Annotated in this window: 11 protein-coding genes and 1 tRNA gene; 3 read left to right on the forward strand and 9 right to left on the reverse strand. The window is 44.6% G+C overall.

Annotated features, from left to right (window positions below):
* Positions 1 to 31 precede the first annotated feature (31 nt).
* Entirely contained in the window at positions 32 to 988 is a 957-nt protein-coding gene (locus G589_RS0103755; RefSeq protein WP_196811843.1) for an SH3 domain-containing protein, read from the forward strand.
* A 72-nt stretch (positions 989 to 1,060) separates the two neighbouring features.
* Positions 1,061 to 1,133: transfer RNA gene (locus G589_RS0103760), tRNA-Thr, on the forward strand.
* 1,213 nt (positions 1,134 to 2,346) lie between these two features.
* On the opposite strand, the gene G589_RS0103765 is transcribed toward G589_RS0103760, so the two are convergent.
* Genes G589_RS0103765 through G589_RS18810 form a run of 5 tightly spaced genes read right to left on the reverse strand, consistent with a single transcriptional unit; the run spans position 2,347 to position 8,196 of the window.
* Complete coding sequence (locus G589_RS0103765) at positions 2,347 to 2,865, reverse strand: DUF4364 family protein (RefSeq protein WP_026512577.1); 519 nt, start codon at positions 2,863 to 2,865, stop codon at positions 2,347 to 2,349.
* A 13-nt stretch (positions 2,866 to 2,878) separates the two neighbouring features.
* The gene (locus G589_RS0103770) at positions 2,879 to 4,033 is read right to left on the reverse strand and encodes an NAD(P)-dependent malic enzyme (protein WP_026521163.1); all 1,155 of its coding nucleotides are present in this window, start codon (positions 4,031 to 4,033) and stop codon (positions 2,879 to 2,881) included.
* Between the two features lie 27 nt (positions 4,034 to 4,060).
* Complete coding sequence (locus G589_RS0103775) at positions 4,061 to 5,869, reverse strand: DUF5722 domain-containing protein (RefSeq protein ID WP_026521164.1); 1,809 nt, start codon at positions 5,867 to 5,869, stop codon at positions 4,061 to 4,063.
* A 29-nt stretch (positions 5,870 to 5,898) separates the two neighbouring features.
* The gene (locus tag G589_RS0103780) at positions 5,899 to 7,242 is read right to left on the reverse strand and encodes a replication-associated recombination protein A (protein WP_026521165.1); all 1,344 of its coding nucleotides are present in this window, start codon (positions 7,240 to 7,242) and stop codon (positions 5,899 to 5,901) included.
* Positions 7,243 to 7,302: 60 nt separating this feature from the next.
* Complete coding sequence (locus G589_RS18810; RefSeq protein ID WP_026521166.1) at positions 7,303 to 8,196, reverse strand: ComEC/Rec2 family competence protein; 894 nt, start codon at positions 8,194 to 8,196, stop codon at positions 7,303 to 7,305.
* Between the two features lie 96 nt (positions 8,197 to 8,292).
* Between G589_RS18810 and G589_RS0103790 the strand changes: the two genes are divergently transcribed.
* Positions 8,293 to 8,712, forward strand: a complete 420-nt coding sequence (locus tag G589_RS0103790) for a hypothetical protein (protein WP_026521167.1) — start codon at positions 8,293 to 8,295, stop codon at positions 8,710 to 8,712.
* Here G589_RS0103790 and G589_RS0103795 read toward each other — a convergent pair.
* The 4 genes from G589_RS0103795 to G589_RS20920 are packed head-to-tail and all read right to left on the reverse strand — an operon-like array spanning position 8,709 to position 19,895.
* Complete coding sequence (locus G589_RS0103795; protein WP_051192165.1) at positions 8,709 to 10,148, reverse strand: MATE family efflux transporter; 1,440 nt, start codon at positions 10,146 to 10,148, stop codon at positions 8,709 to 8,711. The genes G589_RS0103790 and G589_RS0103795 overlap by 4 nt on opposite strands.
* A complete protein-coding gene (locus G589_RS0103800; RefSeq protein ID WP_035775277.1) occupies positions 10,145 to 11,092 on the reverse strand; it encodes a DMT family transporter in 948 nt (315 codons plus the stop codon). The genes G589_RS0103795 and G589_RS0103800 overlap by 4 nt, the downstream gene beginning before the upstream one ends.
* Positions 11,093 to 11,110: 18 nt before the next feature.
* Complete coding sequence (locus G589_RS18815; RefSeq protein ID WP_242826410.1) at positions 11,111 to 12,199, reverse strand: YibE/F family protein; 1,089 nt, start codon at positions 12,197 to 12,199, stop codon at positions 11,111 to 11,113.
* 52 nt (positions 12,200 to 12,251) lie between these two features.
* Positions 12,252 to 19,895 (reverse strand): CehA/McbA family metallohydrolase, encoded by a 7,644-nt coding sequence (locus tag G589_RS20920; protein WP_051192167.1) that lies wholly within the window; start codon positions 19,893 to 19,895, stop codon positions 12,252 to 12,254.
* Between the last annotated feature and the right edge of the window lie 74 nt (positions 19,896 to 19,969).

The following is a 19,969-nucleotide window of genomic DNA, read 5'->3' on the forward strand; positions in this document are numbered from 1 at the left end:
ATTTCTACCGATGAAGAACAATCGTATTAATATGAAGAACTTAATATTGCTTTCTGCATTTGCAGCATCATTTTCAGTACTTGGATGTCTGGCAGCTTATTCAGACAGAGCACAGATAGACGCTGTTCCTGCTGATATATCAGGTGAGGAACTTACCGCTGCTGTTGCAAGCTCAATCGATGACGCAGCAGAGCAGGTGATCGCATCCGGTACAGATTTATCTACCGAGACATTTAATGTTACTACTGAAGAGACAAGTGCTACTCTTGAGAGAACAGTTTTTACCGTAACTGAGTATGAAGCTCCGGTCACAATGTACACCAGTGACACTGTTAACGTGCGCAGCGGTGCAGGAACCGACTACGACAAGATTGGCAAGCTCAGATGGGGGTCTGAGACCCAGGTTACAGGCGAGACCGACAACGGCTGGTATGAAGTTGCCTTTGGCGACACCACCGCATTTATTATTGGCGATTACATGGTCACAGAGCTTCCGAGCACACCACTGGTATTCGTCGGTGATTCAAGAACCGTTCAGATGCAGAAGGCCGTTGGCTCCACAGACAAGGCTTACATCGCCAAGATCGGTGAAGGTTACAGCTGGTTCAAGAACACAGCTCTTTCAGAGATTCCAAGCTATGCAGGAACAGGCACCACAATGATCATCAACTTCGGTGTCAACGACCTGGCAAACGCAAGCAAGTATATACAGCTCGTCAACAGCAACATCGACGCCTGGACAGAAGCAGGCATCACAGTCTACTACGCAGCCGTAACTCCGGTTGGTAACTGCAGCAGCGTTTCAAATGCTCAGATTGAGAACTTCAACGCAAGACTTCAGTCAGAGCTTGACCCGAGGGTTCAGTGGCTTGACGGCTACACATACCTCACTCAGACAGGTTTCTCAACCGCTGATGGCCTGCATTACAACAATGATACATACAGAAGTTTGTACTCCTACTACATGTCAGTGATCACTCAGGCTTAATTTTATTTTTCAATTGACATCGACTTCACATCCCGTTATAATAGTCTTTGCGATTGCCGAAAAGGCAAGCAAGCTGTTGTAGCACAGTCGGTAGTGCGTCGCATTGGTAGTGCGGAGGTCACGAGTTCGATTCTCGTCAGCAGCTTTTTTAAATTAAAAAGCTCTCAGTTCCATTCGGAACCGAGAGCTTTTCTTTTTGCATTCATGAGTCACCGGGGACGTTTCAGTTTGACTCATTGCATACAATGAGTCAATGGGGACGGTTCTCTTTGACTCCCTACAAAGTCTATTTAAACGAGTCAGGGGGACGGTTTTTTTGACTTCCTGCCATGGCTATCTATGCCCTGCTGCCCGAGGGTTGTAGCAGAAGTGGAAGTTCCCGGCTTTGGGACATGACAAATTCAGACAAATGAAACTCCTCCTGGCTTAAATCTGTGGCAAATACCCAGGTTATATCTACCGGGACATGAAAAATGCAAGCACAAGGGGCTCTTCCTGGCTTGAATCTGTGGCAAACATCTAGCTTATTGCTTCCGGGACATGAAAAATGCAAGCACAAGAGGCTCCTCCCGGCTTAAAATTGTGGCAAATAGCCAGATTATAGCTTCCGGGACACGAAAAACAAGCACAAGAGGCTGGTTCTAAGCAGGGGATTTGTGCTCAGGAAAGTGACATAACAAGTAGCAAAATCTATAATCTGAGGATTTTCTATACATATGAATAAAACCGGGGGCGGGATATGGAAAATGTGGAGGATCAAAAACTTTGGTTCTTGTTATTTCTATATATAGCTTTGTAACATGCCTTTAGGTATAGAAATCTGTTTACGGGCCCGAATAGCTTTCTATATATATGATCAAAAGTAAGTAAAAGATATAGAAATAAAGGCTTCCAAAGTTTTTGTGCAAATTTCTTTTCTATATATATCAAGTAAACTCCTCGCAGTGTATAGAAAACACAGCAAACAAAGAGTTTTTGAACAAAATCTTTGAATCCTTAGTCATGCAGAGCAAATCATTCGCAGGTGATATTTTTCTACAGCACATGCCTGTAGCACTGTGACGCAGAATTGGCACTCCCGGAATCACACTTTCCTTCATGACCCGCTTAGTGACAAAAAATGCCTTAGCAAATGAATGTCAATGGCACCGTGGAATACCGCAGCACGCTTTTTGCGAGGATATGCCGCGAAAGGCCATTGATATTTATTTGCTAAGGCATATAATTCCTAAGCCGCGAGTCATGAAGATGGGAAGTCACAAGAACCGTTCCCTGACTTGATGAAGGAAGGAGTCAAAGAGAACCGTCCCCATTGACTCATTGCGCGCAATGAGTCAAACTGAAACGTCCCCGGTGACTCATGACATAAGCTGTGAAAAGAGATATTGATAGATCTCTGTGTTCTTCTCCTGCCAGTTATCGATCATATGCTGGGCAATTTCTTCCGTGGGAACCGGAACTCTTATATCAATAAGATTCTGTCCGTTTTCCTTGGCAAGGAGCTGCACTGTGTATTCATTCTCTCCTACTTTCCTGTAATCGCCGAGGATTGAGGAATCGTTTCTGAGCTTCATGCTGTTTTCCTTAAGGTAATCATCAATCTGCTCTTTGATGGCAGGATTTATCCTGTTTCCGAAAAACTCCAGGGTCTGGGACCCTTCATCTGTTATCTCGAGATAGGTCCTGTTGGCCATGGTCTTTTCGGTTATGAGGTTTGAAGAAGCCAGTTCACTGAATACTTCCTGCAAAGTAAGGAAGGTCGTATACTCTTTTTCCAGAATAAAATCGTAAATCTGGGACTTGCTAAGGGTGACATCGCACCTCTTTAGCATGTACAGAACTATCATCTTGTATAACGTCAAATACTGCGAACTCAATTTAAAACTCCAATCAATCTACTACATGTGCCTTTACTGCTGCGCTGACAACATCAGCTACTCTTGGATCAAAAGCTGCAGGAAGGATGTTCTCATCGCTAAGTTCATCATCAGGAACAAGTCCTGCGATGGCTGTTGCTGCTGCAAGCTTCATCTCCTCTGTGATCTGCCTTGCTCTTGCCTCAAGTGCTCCCTTGAAGATTCCGGGGAATACAAGAACGTTATTTACCTGATTAGGGAAGTCGCTTCGTCCTGTGCCGATCACGCGAACTCCTGCCTCTTTTGCAAGGTCAGGCATGATCTCGGGAACCGGGTTTGCCATAGCGAACATGATGGCATCCTTGTTCATCTTCTGAGCCATCTCTTTGGTTACAATGCCAGGTGCTGAAACACCAACGAAAATGTCTGCTCCTACGAGAGCATCTGCCAGAGATCCCTTAATCTGATCCGGATTTGTCACATCCATCATCTTCTTCTGCATCCAGTTGAGGTCCTCAGACTCCTTGTGAAGGATTCCGGACTTATCACACATGGTTACATTCTTAAAGCCATATCTGAGAAGGAGCTTAGTTATAGCAATACCAGCGCTTCCTGCGCCATTTACGATAACCTTGCAGTCTTCCTTTTTCTTGCCGACAACCTTAAGGCCGTTTATGATTCCTGCAAGCACAATGATGGCTGTACCGTGCTGGTCATCGTGAAATACCGGGATGTCCAGCATCTCTTTTAACCTCTCCTCAATTTCAAAGCATCTGGGAGCTGAAATATCCTCCAGATTGATTCCGCCAAAGCCGGGAGCAAGGTATTTAACTGCCTTGATGATCTCCTCTGTGTCCTGAGTGTCCAGGCAGATAGGAACAGCATTAACGCCGCCAAACTCTTTAAAAAGAACTGCTTTGCCTTCCATAACAGGCATTGCTGCGTATGGTCCGATGTTACCCAGGCCAAGAACAGCGCTTCCGTCAGAAACAACCGCGATGGTGTTGGACTTAATGGTGTATTTGTAAGCCAGCTCTTTGTCTTCAGCAATCAGCTTACAAGGCTCAGCAACTCCCGGAGTATAGGCCAGGGCCAGATCCTCCTTGGAATTAACCTTGGACTTGGAGGTTGTCTCCAGTTTTCCCTGCCACTCTTCGTGGAGTTTAAGTGCTTTTTCTGCGTTTGTCATAATAATGCTCCCCTTTCAAAATCACAACTAGAAGGTCGTGCCTACTATATCATAGGCAAAAGAGACGACCTCGTTCCGTTTATCTGTATCAATATATTTAAAGACATTCCAGATCTGCTTCTTGCCTCCGCCGGTGGTCTGAAGACCAAGGGCAAGGCCAAGGGCCGCGATCTCATCGCCGGCATCGGTCTGTCTTGAGAGCATAAGTGCGTCGATATAGCCGTTCTTTTCCATTTTGGTGTAGGCGTAGGCAAATGCTGCTGCCTGAAGTGCCTGTCCGGAGCTGGATGAATAGCCAACCTCACTCAGGATAATGCTCCTGACATTTCCTGAGGAATCAAGCATCTCCGGCCTCTTCATGTAATTGGTAAGAACTTCTATGTTGTCCATGGTTATACATGGTGTGGTATCTGAGTGGTTAACGTACTTGGACGAATTCCAGAAAGCCGTATTTCCGTTGGGGAATGAGTACGGATGGGCAGCAAGGCCCCAGTCAATGTTTCCGTAATCAGACAATGATGCAGCGAATATATCAATAACGTCTTTTGCATCATAGTCGCCGGTCTTCTCGGTATTATAGGTCCAACGCTGGTCGATAGGAATATAAACCTTAGCTGCGCTGTTCTGGCTCTTAATGGCGTTGTAGAACACCCTGAAAGCCCTGGTGAAAGCAGCCGTGTAGGTGCCAACGTCAGTATAACTCATGTAATTGTACTCTTTTCTGGCATTGACCTCGTTGGCAATAATCCACATGCTGACATTGCCATGGCCTGAGCCTGAGTACCTGTTTGCAAGAAAGCTTCCGATGGCAGCCAGAGCCTTAACTCCGCTATCATTGGTCGCATTGAACATGTAGTAAGGCGCCGAGGATCCACTCCTTGCGCTGGGATGAGTGATCTCAGGAAACGCTGAAGTGCTGGCATTGTTGAGGATAATGGCCGCAACATCAATACCCATGCCATTAAGGCGCTTAAAGAGATTGTCGTAGTCGTTTATGATCTGTGCGTTGAAGTGATAAGTCACTCCGCCGTAGGAAAAAGGAATTCCACCCGAAGTTACCAGGATATTACTCAGCGGAATATTGTAGGCTGCATATTCACATCCAAGGTCAGCCAGCTCGCCGATCCTCAAAGGGTCAGGAAGAAGTCCCTTGATGGACTTGTGCTGCATTCCGCCGTAGCTGTAGCCTGCACAGGCACCGGGATTGGTGATGTACTTGGCGTGGCTGATGGAGACGAAGCTGTCGTTCATCTTGACCGCTACCTGGAACTTGGAAAAGAGCCTTGAATTAGCCGCACCCTTGTTGAGGTCCACACTAAAGGAAGTGTCATTGCTCTTGTAAACCTTGGCAATGGGCTCACTTCCCTCGACAATTCCGTCATCATAGGTTGCTTCTTCAAACAAGTAATAATACTTATCGTCACTCTTTGGTATTCCATCTGAAGTAACGGTTATCTCAACTTTGCCTGAGCTTACAATGTTGCAGCTCTCAATCTTGGCAAATTCCGCTGTGTTTTCCGCGGTCATTTCAACTGTGGCAGGTCTTTGTAAAAGAGCTTCCGACACCGTATGTCCGCCTTTGACAATGGCGTCAATAGTGGATTCGTTAATAAACTCTTCGTTCTTCTCTTCCTCTATTACCAAGGACGCCTCGAAAATCTCTTCCTGCTGGGCCTCCTCCTGCTCAGGACTCTTGCCTCCACCAATAAAGAGCCATCCCATCATGGCTCCAACCAGTACAACAGCAAATACTGCAAGTACCCCGGAGAGAATAACGATTATTCTATTTCTTCGGGCCTTCTTGCCCGTTCTGCGTTTGCGTTTCTTAATCTCCATCAAACCCGATAATTCCCTGAAAATTGTTATTAGTTATTGCTATCTTCGCCTTTATCCCTGTTCTTAAGTCTCTTCATGTGGTCTCTGATCTTCAGCTCATACCCGTTGCCTGTAGGATTGTAGAACTCTTTTCCATTAAGCTCATAGGGCTTGTACTGCTGCTCCACATAGTGGTCGGGATAGTCGTGGGCATACTTATAGCCTATGCCATGGCCCAGCTTACCTGCAGACTTATAGTGAGCATCCTGAAGATGCGGAGGGATAGGAAGATTACCCGTTTCCCTCACGGTCTGCATAGCTTCATCTATCGAAAGATATGCTGCATTGCTCTTGGGAGCAGTGGCAACATAAGTAACTGCCTGTGCAAGAGGAATACGACCTTCCGGCATTCCCACTCTCTCAACTGCAAGAGAAGCGGCAACTGCCACCTGAAGTGCCTGTGGGTCTGCATTTCCCACATCCTCTGAGGCGCATATCATGATACGCCTTGCTATAAACTTGGGATCCTCGCCGGCATTGAGCATACGTGCAAGATAATACACCGCTGCATCCGGATCCGACCCTCTCATACTCTTTATGAATGCGGAGATGGTGTCATAGTGGTTATCTCCGTCCTTGTCATATCTGGCAACCTTTTTCTGGATACACTCTGAAGCCACTTCCCTGGTGATATGGATAAGGCCGTCCTCACTTCTCTGTGTTGTGAGGATGCCCAGCTCTATGGCATTTAAGGCATGTCTTGCATCGCCGTCAGCTATATCTGCAAGGAAATCTGCAGCGTCAGGCTCAAGCACAGCCTTGTAGGAGCCCATTCCACGCTCTGTATCTGTGACTGCCCTGTTCAGCAGCACCTTGATATCATCGCTGGTAAGAGGCTTAAGCTCAAATATGATTGACCTTGATATAAGAGCCCCGTTGACCTCAAAGTAAGGATTCTCCGTGGTTGCACCGATGAGCACAACAGTTCCGTCCTCAACAAAAGGAAGCAGGTAATCCTGCTGGGACTTATTGAACCTATGAATCTCGTCTATGAAAAGAATAGTCTTCTTCCCATACATTCCCTGGTTATCCTTGGCTTTGTTTATGACATCTTCCATGTCCTTCTTGCCTGCAACCGTGGCATTTATCTGAGTAAACTCCGCCTTGGTTGAGTTGGCGATAACCTTGGCCAGTGTGGTCTTGCCCGTTCCGGGAGGTCCGTAGAATATTATTGAACTGAGTTTGTCTGCTGAAATTGCACGATAAAGAAGCTTGTCCTTAGCAATGATGTGCTGCTGCCCAACCACCTCATCAAGGGTCCTTGGGCGCATCCTTGCGGCAAGCGGAGATTCTTTTTCCATATTGTTTTCGCGCATATACTGAAACAAGTCCATAACACTACAATTCTACTATTTTTGCTCCGATTTTGCCATACCCATTAAATGACTTTGGCACTATTGTGTTATGGAGATGTTATCGGGTGACATGGTTATAGTAATATTGCCCTCGCGATTGAGATAAGTTGTTACACCTGCAGCCTCAAGAATCTGCATAACTTCCGCATCCTCAGGCTCAATTGTGCCGGAGGTAATGATGGCATACTCCGGAGATACCTTTTCAACCAGAGCTGCCATGTTCTTCTCGTATCTGCCGTGGTGCGGAACCTTTAAGATCTCTGCCTGAATATCTTCCATCTCAAGAAGCTCGCTTATGCGCAGCTTTTCTGCATCTCCGGCAAAGAGCATGTTGTTATCGCCGCAGCTCACCATTATTACAAGCGAAGAATTGTTGCTTGGATCCTTCTCATAAGTTGTGCTCTGAGGAGGATAGATATCATAAGAGACTCCGTCCATTTCAAAAGAGATCTCGTCTGTAACCACAGTTTCTGTAAGCCCCTTAGAACTGAGGGCAGCGAGATAATTATCGATCTGATCAGAGTCTTTTGACTTATAAGTAGTGTAGATAGTGCCTATATCAAAGGCATTTATCACATGATCCGCTCCGCCTACATGATCCTTGTCGAAGTGGGTGATTATGAGGTTATCAACCTTGGAAATACCCTGCTCTTTCATGAATGAGACAAGTTCCTCTCCATTCTCATCAAGCCCCGTATCTATAACAGTTACGTGATTCTCTCCTACGATGACAAAGGCATCATAAGCCTCGTCAGTCTCTGCCGAAAAGCCGGTTATAGTGACAGAAGGTCCGGTAGATAAAGACGCAGTCTCATCCGTCTGAGTCTCTACCTCTGTCTCAGTATTTAAAGAACCTGTATTTTCTGTATTTCTGCCGCATCCTGCCAGCAGCATAAGAGCCATAAACAGGCCTATCATCTTTCTAATCCGCATGATAATTCTCCTTTGACATGATTTGTTATGCGCATTATTATTGTATAGGCATTACCTAAAAAGAACTTTAAGCATTTATGAAAGGACACTAAAACAATGAAAGCAGCTAAGGCTTTTGGAATAACACTTTTTGTAGTTCTCCTAATCGGAGTGATCTTCCTCGTGGGCAGGAATTCAATCATGAAGGATGTAAAGAGCACACAGGAACAGGCCACTACCACCAAGACCAGCACAGCCAATCCCATAACCAAGGCGATTGTCAGCGAGGCACTTGATACCTACGCAGAGAACTCAACAGGTAAGACAAAAGAAATCTACGAATCAATGTCAGAAGAGGACAAGGATACAGTTACAGAGATCATCGCAAACAACGTAAGCATCGACTCCGTATCCGAGGTCCAGTCCTATGTAAACAGTGGAGATACAAACGGGCTTATGGAATACGCCAAGGACAATCTCTCCGAAGAAGAGGTAAAAGAGCTTACGGAGATCATGTCAAAGTACGTAATGCCCTAATCTTCTTTTACTATGTTTCTCACCCAGATACCACTCTTTACCAGGCAGAATCCAATAATGCACTTAATGATCTCCAGGCTGTTTACGATGATGAATATGTAAATTGCCGGGAGATTTGTATATCTACTGAGAATAAAGGATGCCGGTACTGAAACAAGCCATGCAAAGCAGCTGTCAAAGATAAATGTGATCAGCGTCTTGCCACCTGACCTCAGCGTGAAGTAAGAAACGTTTGCATAGGAATGAATCGGCATACAGCATGCCAAAACCAGGATAAATCTGGTTGCCAGCGCTTTTGTCTCGGGCGTGGTGTTATACACCTGAGGAATAAAAGGCGCAGCAAGCGCAAGGAGCGACCCCATAACAATAGTGCTCATAAAACTAAGAGCCGCCATTCTCCAGGCACTTCTTCTGGCTGAAACCAGCCTGTCAGCTCCAAGCTCCTGTCCTACTATGATTCCCGTAGAGTTTCCAATCGACAAAAAGACCTCGTTGAATATCTGAGATATTGTACTGCTGATGGTCATGGCAGATACAACCGCAAGGCCTCTTACCGAATATGCCTGAAGAAGTCTTGCCTGAGCAAAGGACCATAAAAACTCATTCAAAAACAGTGGCAAAGTCCTGGACAGGATAGGCCATATGAGACTTATCGGAATCTTAAAGCCGTTGTAGAGCCCCTTAAAGAAGGTATAAGACGTGCCCCTTCTGTGGGCGCCTATCACAACAATGGCAAATTCTACAAATCTTGAAATTACTGTTGCTACAGCAGCACCTCTTACTTCAAGTCTTGGAAATCCCAGATAACCAAAGATCAAAACAATATTGCACAGGAAGTTCACAACCATGGCTACCATACTGGCCACCATAGGCAGCGTTGTCTTTCCCGACTCTCTCATGGCGCTGGCGTAAACCTGCGTAAGAGAAAAAGGCACAAGGCCTATCAGCATTATGTGGAGATACGAAAGTGCGTACCCAAGGGTCTCAGCCCTGGCTGCATCCGTAGTGTCTTTTGCTATATAATCAAGGATCAGAGCCGGTCCGTTAAAGTACAGGATTGCGATGGCAACAGTAAATATCGTAATGGCTGTAAGGAGCTTGAACCTGATGGCATAGCGAACACCGTCCATATCTCCTTTGCCGAAAAACTGCGTGCTAAAGATACCTGCGCCGGCAAGCGATCCCCAGATGCACAGGTAAAAGACAAAAAGGAGCTGATTGACCACAGCCACAGACGGAATCTGCAGTGGTCCAAGGCGCCCTACCATTACGTTATCGAGTAGTCCCACAATGTTACTTAAGGTGTTCTGAATGATCATGGGAACCACGACCATTGCTACTCTTCTGTAGAAGGCAGCATCGCCAAAAAAGCATTCCTTCAATGTGAATTTATATCTAATTGCTTCTTCTCTGTTTCCGGTTTCAAATGTTGTCATGATTTCTTCTCAAACTTATAGTTGACCAGGAATATTCCCAGCGATACGAGTAACAGCGAGAGTATGCTTCCTGCCGAGAACGCTTCATTTCCCTCTCCCAGGAAAAGAGCTGACAGAAGAACTCCCATTATTGGATTGATAAAGCCAAGCACCGATACGCGGCTGACGGGGTTGTACTTAAGAAGTATTCCCCATAGCGTGTATGCACCGGCTGAGATAAATCCCATGTATATCAGATTAAGATAACATCCTGCGCTGTAGAACACAAGACTTCCGCCCATGATAAGTCCCACAAAGAACAGTACCAGGCCACCAATAAAGAACTGATAGCCGCTGAGGATTACAGGATTTTCATACTTGGAAAATATCTTGATACAGCACCCGGAGATTGCATAAAACAGGGCTGCGCAAAGCATAGCGCCCTCTCCGGCAAAGGTTATTCCGCCCTCTGTCAGGGATGATATTCCTCCAAAGAACAGGATTATCCCTGCAAATCCCACAGCACAGCCTATCAGTTTCTTGGCTGCAGGGGCTTCTAAGCGAAGTATGAACATGGCAATAAGAGGTGCCAGGAAATTGCCCGAGGCGTTGATGATGGATCCTCTGACTCCCGATGTATTGGCCAGGGACATGAAGAAAAAGTAGTACTGGCCGATGGTCTGGAACAGGGAGAGAATGATTATATACTTCCAGGATGTCTTTTTCGGAATAAGAGCCTCCCTGCTTATGAGAGATCCGAAGATTATGGCCATGACTCCTGCCAGCACAAATCTTGCTCCCGAGAGCATGAGGCGCGACGGCGTGTCAGATGCGTCTATCCTGAAAAGTTCATATGCAATTTTAATAGCCGGTGAAGCACTTCCCCACAGAACACAGCAAAAAACTGCAGAGAGTACTACCACCGGCATATATGTCCATAAACTTGTTCTATTTGATGATTTCAACTTAAGCTCCACCTATCCTTATTTCTTACGAGTGTATAGGAGGGCTGCGATGATTGAAACGCAGGGAACAGCACAAATGATTCCCACGCTTCCGGCAATTGCTCTGATGATCTCAATTGCCACAAAATCCGTATTAAGAAGCTGCCTTAGGCCAACTCCGTAGGAATAGATAAGTACGCACATATTCAGTGCACTTCCCACGTATGCCAAAACCAGCGTGTTAGCCATGGTTCCCATGGCATCCCGGCCGATATTCATGCCGGATTTGAACAGCTCTTTTGCATCCCTCTCAGGATTAATATTATGAACCTCCTCGAGAGCTGACGCAATAGACATCGCGATATCCATTACTGCGCCCATGGCCGCTATCAGTATTCCGCTGGTGAAAAGACCTCTAAGCTTAATGGCAGTCGTGCTCTTAAGAAGGAGCAGTGCTTCCGCCTCATCCATCTGGAAGGTAGAGATTCCGCCAATATTCGCTGCCACCTGCGCAAGCAGTGCTGCGATAAGGACTCCCGAAAAGCACCCCAGAGCCGCTGCTATGGTCTTCCTGCTGATTCCTCCGATAAGGTAGAAGCATACCACACTGGTGAAAAAGATGATCGCACAGGTGAGCGGTATTGGCTCTACACCTTTAAGAGTCAGAGGAAGCAGAATACCAAAGATGCAAAGGACTGTGTAAACAAGACCTGCAAATGCCTTAATTCCCTGAAGCCCGCCTATTATGGCAAGACTCAGGAAAAAGATGACTACAAGGGCAATTACCAAAGGTACCCTGTTGTAGTTATAAATGCTGCAATTGTAAATGCCATCTCCTGTTGTATCTATGCGGACACATACGGTATCTCCGGCCTTTACATCAACATTATAAAGAGCACTGAAATAGTTGGTAACAAAGCAGATATCGCCTTTGTACCTACCGGTGAGTATCTCTACCTTTAGCTCAGTGCTCCCTCTTAGGACATCTTCGTTGTCCCGGTCGATCACTGAGTTATCCTCAGTAACGGCCAGGACCTTGGCATTTTCATACTCAACTCCGGTTTCCCTTGTCGTGGTATATTCCGGCTTGTCCTTGTTAGCAAGGACAAGCGCAAGAATAAGTACCAATGAAAAAGCTATTATCACGAAGATATTTTTAATTGTTCTTTTTTTATCCAAATTATTTAATAACATGTAACAGTAATAACAACCTTCTGAGTCCGATTGCAGCAAGTCCAAGTCCTGAAGCAACAACTACTGTTGCTGCTGCAGCCTTGGCTGCCTTTTTAGCCTTTGATTCAGGCTTATCTGTTGTAGGGGTTGCCTCCTCAACAATTGTAGCAGTTTTGTCGTCACCTGTCTCTACTATAGCCTGCTGGTCATCTGTGTTCTGCTCGGGTGTCTCTACTGCTGCCTGCTGATCATTATCTCCGGTAACACTTCCGACTACTTCGCCTTCAGATGTGCCTGTTGTAGTCTCTGTAGTATTGTTCTTGTTACTTCTTCCGAAGATTCTGCCAACAAAGTTGTTGACTCTTTCTGCAACAGTGTTAACTACTGATTCAACAGCCTGCTTAATAGCTCCAAGAACTCTCTGAACAGGTGTCTGGTTAGATGAACCTGAACCACTGTTTCCACCGTTGTCTGAGGAACCTGATCCTGAGCCACTCTCTGAACCTGAGCTGCTGCCTGATCCTGATCCGCTTCCTGAACCTGACTCGCTGCCTGATCCTGATTCAGTTTCAGGAGCTGCTTTTACAAGCTCAATGTCGTCACAGTTACGAACTCTGAATACAGGAACTGAAACATCTGAGTCTCCTTCAGGATGCATGTAAAGGACACCTGCTGCTGAAACTTCAGCGCCAACCTTTACAAAGTCGTTAAGTGCTGCCTTACCCTCATCTCCTGTTGTACCTGACTTGATATAACCATCGATGAAGATTGCTGCCTCTACTCCTGTATCATCTGCAAGCCAGAACTCTTCGATGTTGCCGTCTGCTCCGACTGCTACTCTTGTAACCTTACCGGTTGTCTTAAGGAGTGATCCACCAAGAGCTGCATAATCCATAGCTGTCTTGGTATCAACTACCTTAGGCTCCCATACGTAAGGCTCATCATCAAGGATCTTGGAAGAAATAACCTTGAGCTCCATATCTCCCTGGTACTGGGCAACAAAACCTGTGATACGTACCTTGGTACCAATCTCAAGACCTGCTGTAGCATAAGGGAAGATATCAATACCTGCTGTCTCATCCTGGATGTAGATTGTATCAAAGAACGTTGTATCAGGGTTTGATGTTCCACTGGTTACATAACCTTCAACTGCGAATACTTCGTTCATCTGACCTGCACGAGCCTGTGCAATTGTTGATGTAGGAAGCTCTACAGTTACACCATCAAGGATGTTGTTGATGATTGTGTAGTTAGTGTAAGGAAGAGAATCTGCATTATCAATCTCTGCACTTACTTCAAAGTCTGAAATGAATACTCCGCCGGCTACGTAAATATCTCCGCCTGCCTTGGTGTGCTGGGTTGCGAGGAAAGTTACGTTTCCTTCGTTATCGTTCTTGATACCCTTTACGCCGTTAGGAAGTGCTCCTCCCTGAGAGTTACCTGAAGCATCCTTACAGTCAACTGAGTAAGTTGTGTCAAATCCCTTTACAATCCATTTAGCTGCATCTACAAAATCTGTCTCTGTAGCATTTGAAATATCTACTGAGCAGCCTGAGTACTGGCTGTACTTCTGACCATCACGAAGGCCTGCGAACAATCCTGCTGCCTCGTCTACGTTGTAGGTAGTAGGATACATTCTGTATACCTGACCACCGTTGTTTGTATCATCGCAAACCTCATCTGAGCCCATGCGGATTGTTGCTCCGATAGCTTCGAGAAGCTTGTTCTGCTCTGTAACAGTCTGGCCGTCTGTTGTGTCTGAATAATCCGCAAGACCACATACGATAACTGATCCGCCGCCTGCTACATAATCCTTAACCATTGCAAGGAAGTCATCTTCGTAGTGTGAAACAGTGTAGTCTCCTGCGCCGGCTGTTCCTGTCTTCTTGGCAGGTGCTGCAAGAACAAGAAGTGAGCATGCTTTCAGCATCTCAGGTGTGATCTTGCTTGTTACTACCTGAGCTCTGATGTTCTTCTGAGCACAGATCTTGATGAAGGATGACATGTTTCCGCCATAGTAGCCGGTCACATAGTCATTATAGTGTGTGCCGTCGATGAGAACATCTGTAACCATCTCAGGTACTACATAGCTTAATGTAAGCTTATCTGTATATTTCTTAGGAACACCGTTAAGTGTTGCATTTACTGTAACCTCATAGGTTACCTGTCCGGGAGTATCATATACAAAATCTGTCTTGTATGTAGCTGTACCATTAGGAGCAACGGCTGTGATGCCTGCTTCCTCTCCGGTAACATTTACAACGTCTGTCTTTTTGGCATCAACATCACTGAGTTGAATCTCAATGCTGTCGATCACAAGATCTTTTTCTTCGTTGTTGTAAAGCTCTACGTTAACATCAAGAGATTCTCCTGCTACTGCAAGAACCTTACTTGTGTATGTACGGTTAATACCACAAGCCTCAACATTACCAACCCATACAGGAGCTGTTACAGCGATATCACCGTCATTCTCTGTGATCTTCAGATAGTAGTATGAGTAAGCAGAAGGAACATTAAATTCAACTGTTGCTTCACTTTCAGCTACTGTCTGATGAGCGATGGACTGACCACCGTTTACGATAACTTCAACCTTACCGATAGAAGAATCTGTAGGGTCAACGATATCTGCCTTGATGTTAAGGTATTCACCAACAGCATCCTTTTCAAGGATTGTTCCCATGATATTACCTTCAAGTGTGTAATAGATGGAAAGATCGTTATCCTCTGTAGCATAGATACGGTAATTTCTCATCGCATCATAGATAGCTGTCTCATCATTTGTATCAGCAAGCATTACAGTACGTGCTGTATTTGCATCTCCCCACTTACCCTTGTGGTTATCCTGGTTGTTTGTAGGAGCTACATGCCATCCCTTATCAAGAGCACGTGTGTAGTACTCGTATGATGGGAAGTAACCGGAAGATCCGATTGTTCCTTCACCGTTACCAACCTCGATCATTGTGATAAGAGCATCGTTCTCTTCTGTGTAGTAAGAGAAATCCTGGAAATCACCAAAGGTTGTTCCGGGGTGGTTGAACTGGCTGATTGAATCAGGAACAGTTCTGAGTGCTGCATAGTAATTCTCAAGTGCTGTTGAGTATGTAGAATACGCTGTCTGTGTACGACTCTGGAATCCGGGAGTGTTGTAGGTGTTGATATGTCCAAGACCGTTACTCCAGGTCATCTCATAACCATAAGCAGCTGTAAAATCATCTGTTGTGTACTGCTTAACAAGGTTGTGAGCATATGTCCACTCATCATTTTCAGAAGTATCAACATTCTCGGTAATCTTAGAACCGGACTCATTATCAATTGAGTTACTGTGGTCAGTGATAACGATGTAATCAAGGTTATCTACGTTTGATGCATGCTTAAGTGCATCATCAAGTGATCCGGCGCCGTCTGAAATACTGGTATGTGCATGGATCTGACCAAAGTAGATGTTGTACTTAGCATTTTGTCTCTTAGTAAACTTAAGATTTGTTACCGGGCTTTCCTTATAGCCTTCCAGTACAGCCTTTACCTGCATCTCGCAAGGAAGATTCTCAAGCTTGATGGATCCAGAGTACTCAATCCAGTCATCATGTTGCTCTTCCTCAACTACCTCTGTAGTAGTTTCTGTTGTTGCCTCTGTTGCTCCTGTTGTAGCCTCTGTTGTTTCTGTTGTCTCTGTAGTTGTCTTATCTGTTCCTGCTGCGTCATCGGTCTTATCAGCTTCTTCACTCTTTTCATCATCTGCAATCTCTTGAGCAGTCTTGAATCTGTAAAGAATATGTGCGCCTTCTGTAGCAGTCTTGAATGAAACGAACTGGCCTTCAAATACTGCGCCGCCGTTTGGAGAAGCCTTAACTGTTGCTACTTGTGCCTGAGTATACTGATAATTTACTGTAATACTCTTTGTAAGGCCTTCCTTTGTTGCATAAGCTCTGATTGTTGCAGGAAGCTCACTAAGTACTACCTTATTCTCGTCGTCATACTTAGCAAACTCTTCGCCGTTTACTGAGTAGTAAATCTCTGCTCCCTCAGTATCTGATGAAAGAGTAATCTCCTGTCCTACAGGAACCTCTCCAGATGCAGGATCTGCCTTAACATAAGCTGTTACGGAAGAATCCACTACAGGGTTACCTGTTACCTTAACGCTGTCAACACGGATAACGCCGCCACTTGCAGGAGCTTTGTCACCCTTGGCGCTAAGTCCGCCTGTAGGTACAAGTCTGATCTGAAGATTCTCAGCGTTTGCTGCTGCGTTAGGAATCTCAAAAGTAAATGTTACGTAGTAAGTTGGTGCAAGAGATGTCTTAGCAATTCCGTCTGTGATATCACCTGATCCGCTTACTTCGAAAGGTTCAGAAATAGCCTTTCCCTCTTCATCTACCTTATCTGTCTTCTTATATGCTGTGTACTTATATGAGTAAGTACCCTTCTTTAAATTACTGAAATTCTCTCCGTCAGTTGAGTACTGAAGCTGGAATGCTCCGGCTCCGGTATTGGATGCTCTCATTCTGAACGCCAGGCTCATGTTGCCATAGCCGGCTGAAGGGAATGAAAACTCCATGTAGTCAGACTCAGTTGCTACTCCGGTTGAACCCATGTAGTAGTTTGTTGAACCGGTTGTAGTACTCTTTGCTGATGTCCATGGCTTGGAAATGCTTCCGTTTACTACTGCTGTGAACTTAGCGTTAGTATCAAGCATATCGTTGGTAGCATAAAGGTCACCATTGATATACTTATCTGAATTATCAGTTTCATCATAATGAGCATTACCTGCCCACTGAGCCACTGTAAGTGATGTATCCTTATCGTACTCAAAGCTTACGACCTTCTCACCTTCTTTAAGAGCATAGAAGCTGAACTCAAAAGCTTTGTCCTCTTTGAATCCATACAGTGAAAATCCGCTATAATACTCAAGGGCTTCAATATATGAACCACTCTTGGCAAACGCATTCTTTAAGTAATACTTTCCGGCTTCGCTGGCAGCCTCTTCAATCCAAAGGCTGTTATCTGTTTTTTCATCTGCAAGTATAAGATTTGCATATGTCTTCTTTTTGCCGTCTACTTCCTTCTCTTCAACTGTACCTGTAAGATACTTACCATCAGCAGTTGTGAAGTAATAGTATCCGTTATCATCAAGTGCAACAGTTAAAACAGCAGCATTTAAGTCTTTTGTCTCAAGTGTTCCATCTTCTGCCGGTGTAGCTGCGACATCCTTAAGTTTTCCATTTGTGGTAGCCTCAGAAGTCATGAGCTTCTTGCCTGCAGGATAGTAAACAACTACCTCATCACCATCATACAGTTCTCTTGTAAGAAGCTTAGCTACTGTGTTTACAGGTTCTTCTGCATCTGTGAATGCATAAGCTGTAAATGTGTATATATTCTTTTTGCTCTCGTTGAATCCATATGTTGTAAAGCCGCTGTAGAACTCAACATACTGGGAGCTGTTATTATAAGCCGCATTTACATTCTTGAGATAAAATGCTCCTTCTCCCTGATCCTCAATTGTCCAAAGACTGTAATCATCTTTTGTATCTACGAATGAAAGTCCGTTTCCTGTAGCCGGACATGTGAGGAACTTAGAACCGGAAACAATGTAGTACTGATCCTCAACATCAGATTTCTCAAGTTTTAATGTTGCATAGTTATCTGAATAGACAAGCTTCTCGTCTGCGCCAAATGTTGCATCAGCGCCGGCAAGTTTCTTACCTGATGCCTCAGATGAAAGAGTTTTCTCTTTATTGTATACAAGTGAGAACTCTGCGCCATTGTAGAGCTTGCTAAGATCAGTAACCTTAACTCCAAGCTTCTCTTCTACGGGAGTCTCAGCTTCTTCAAGCTCAGGCATTGTGTATGCTGCAAAGGTATAGATATTCTCTTTGCTCGTATTAAAGCTATATGTGGTAAAGCCACTGTAATACTCCAAATACTGAGGCTTTGTATTATTATAAAGAGCATTTACATTCTTTAAATAAAACTCACCTGTTTCCTTAGACTCAAATGTCCAAAGACTATATTCATTCTTCTCAGTCTCAAATGTAAGGCTACTTCCTGTAGGTCCTGATGTGAGATACTTGATTTCTGTTTCAGTTGTAAGATTGCCATTCTCTATTACAGGGAACTCAGAAGTGATGTAATACTGTCCTTCTGTCTCAGCCTTTTCGAGATTGAGTCCTACAAATGAAGCATTTTCATCTGTATATGTAAGATGCTTGTCATCATTAACCTTAACATCAGCACCGGCAAGTTTACTATCGCTTGCTGTTCCTGTAAGAGCAGTCTCGTTATTAAATACGAGAACAAAATCCTGGTCTGCTTCAAGCTTTGTTACATCAGTGATCTTAGATCCTGCTACGAGCTCATACTTAAACTCAGCTCTATCACTCTGTGTTCCATCAAGTTCAGCATATGCAGAAAGAGTCACGTTCTTAGTAATTTCAACTGCACTCTCATAGCTTTTGAACTCTCTGCCATCAAGGCTATACATGATCTTAGCGCCTTCTGTTGTGCAAGAAAGCTCTACCTTAGCCCCGAACTCAACCTTTGATCCGCTTTCTACAGATGCTGTAGGTGCAGCAACTGAAACAGAAGCTGACTCCTCAACAACATAGAAATCTACAAGGCAATAATTCTTATTATTTGCATTGTTAGTAAGAACTGAAAAAACATTATTCTTGCATGATAAATACTGATTCTTGTTATTAGACGTAAGAACTGTATTGCTCTTTACGTTAAAGTGGCCTGAAGCATCTTCCAAAAACCACTTGCCACAATCTGTGTCTGCAGAACCCAGCTCATCTGCAAATACAAGTCCCTGTGATGTTGCAGAAGGTGTAGCAAGGTATTTGCCTTCATCATTCTTAAATGCAACATAAGAATTTGCCAAAGACTCAACTGTAAATACTGCAACGTCATTATTCAAAGTTGCAACATCATCAGATACAGAAACTTCAACTGAATCAAGCTTATTGTTTGAAGCAGTAGTCTTAGTCAACGCTCTGTTACTAACAACAATGGCAACTTTGTCGCCGTCGTTCAATTCGCTTGCTTTAGTTCCTGTGATCTCAGCTGTAGCTGCAAGCGCTCTCATTACAGACTTGCTGTCATCAACTGCCTCAATAGCCTTGTACTCAAACTTAACCTTCTCTCCGTCAACGGCATCCATAGACTCTGAGTCATAGCTTGCGTATGCCCAGATCACGATGTCCTTGGAAGTATCAAGTTTGATCTTATCTTCATATTTTACAAAGCCGTTCTTGCCGTCTTCGTTATATGAGTAGTAGATGGTAGAACCCTCTACACCACAAGACAAAGTTACATATCCGTCCTCTTTAGACGCAGTAACTGTGAGGTCAACACTCTCCTGTGCATCTGTCTGTGCAACAGTTTCAATGTTTACCCCCTCCTTAATTTCCTCTGTCTTCTCGGAAGCATTACTCTCTTTAGTTACATCCCCGGTAACTGTCTCTTCCTTTGAAGCGCCGACTGTAGCTGTCTTTGTTTCACTGACAATTTCTGTAGCGTCAGTTTCAGCTGTCACAGTCGTTGTAATAGCTGTGGGCTCACTGGCCTCTGCAACTAAAAAAGCATTTCCGAATGTAGAGAACACAATCAGAAATGCTGATGCAAAGGACAAAAATCCCCTGGTCGCGCGTTTCATAACATATCTCTCCCTTCAACAAAATTTCATTTTTATCTGGTCCCCACCAAATAAAGTTGCGAGTAGGAGAATCG

It is taken from the genome of Butyrivibrio sp. VCB2001 (assembly GCF_000423965.1).
Lineage (GTDB): Bacteria > Bacillota > Clostridia > Lachnospirales > Lachnospiraceae > Butyrivibrio.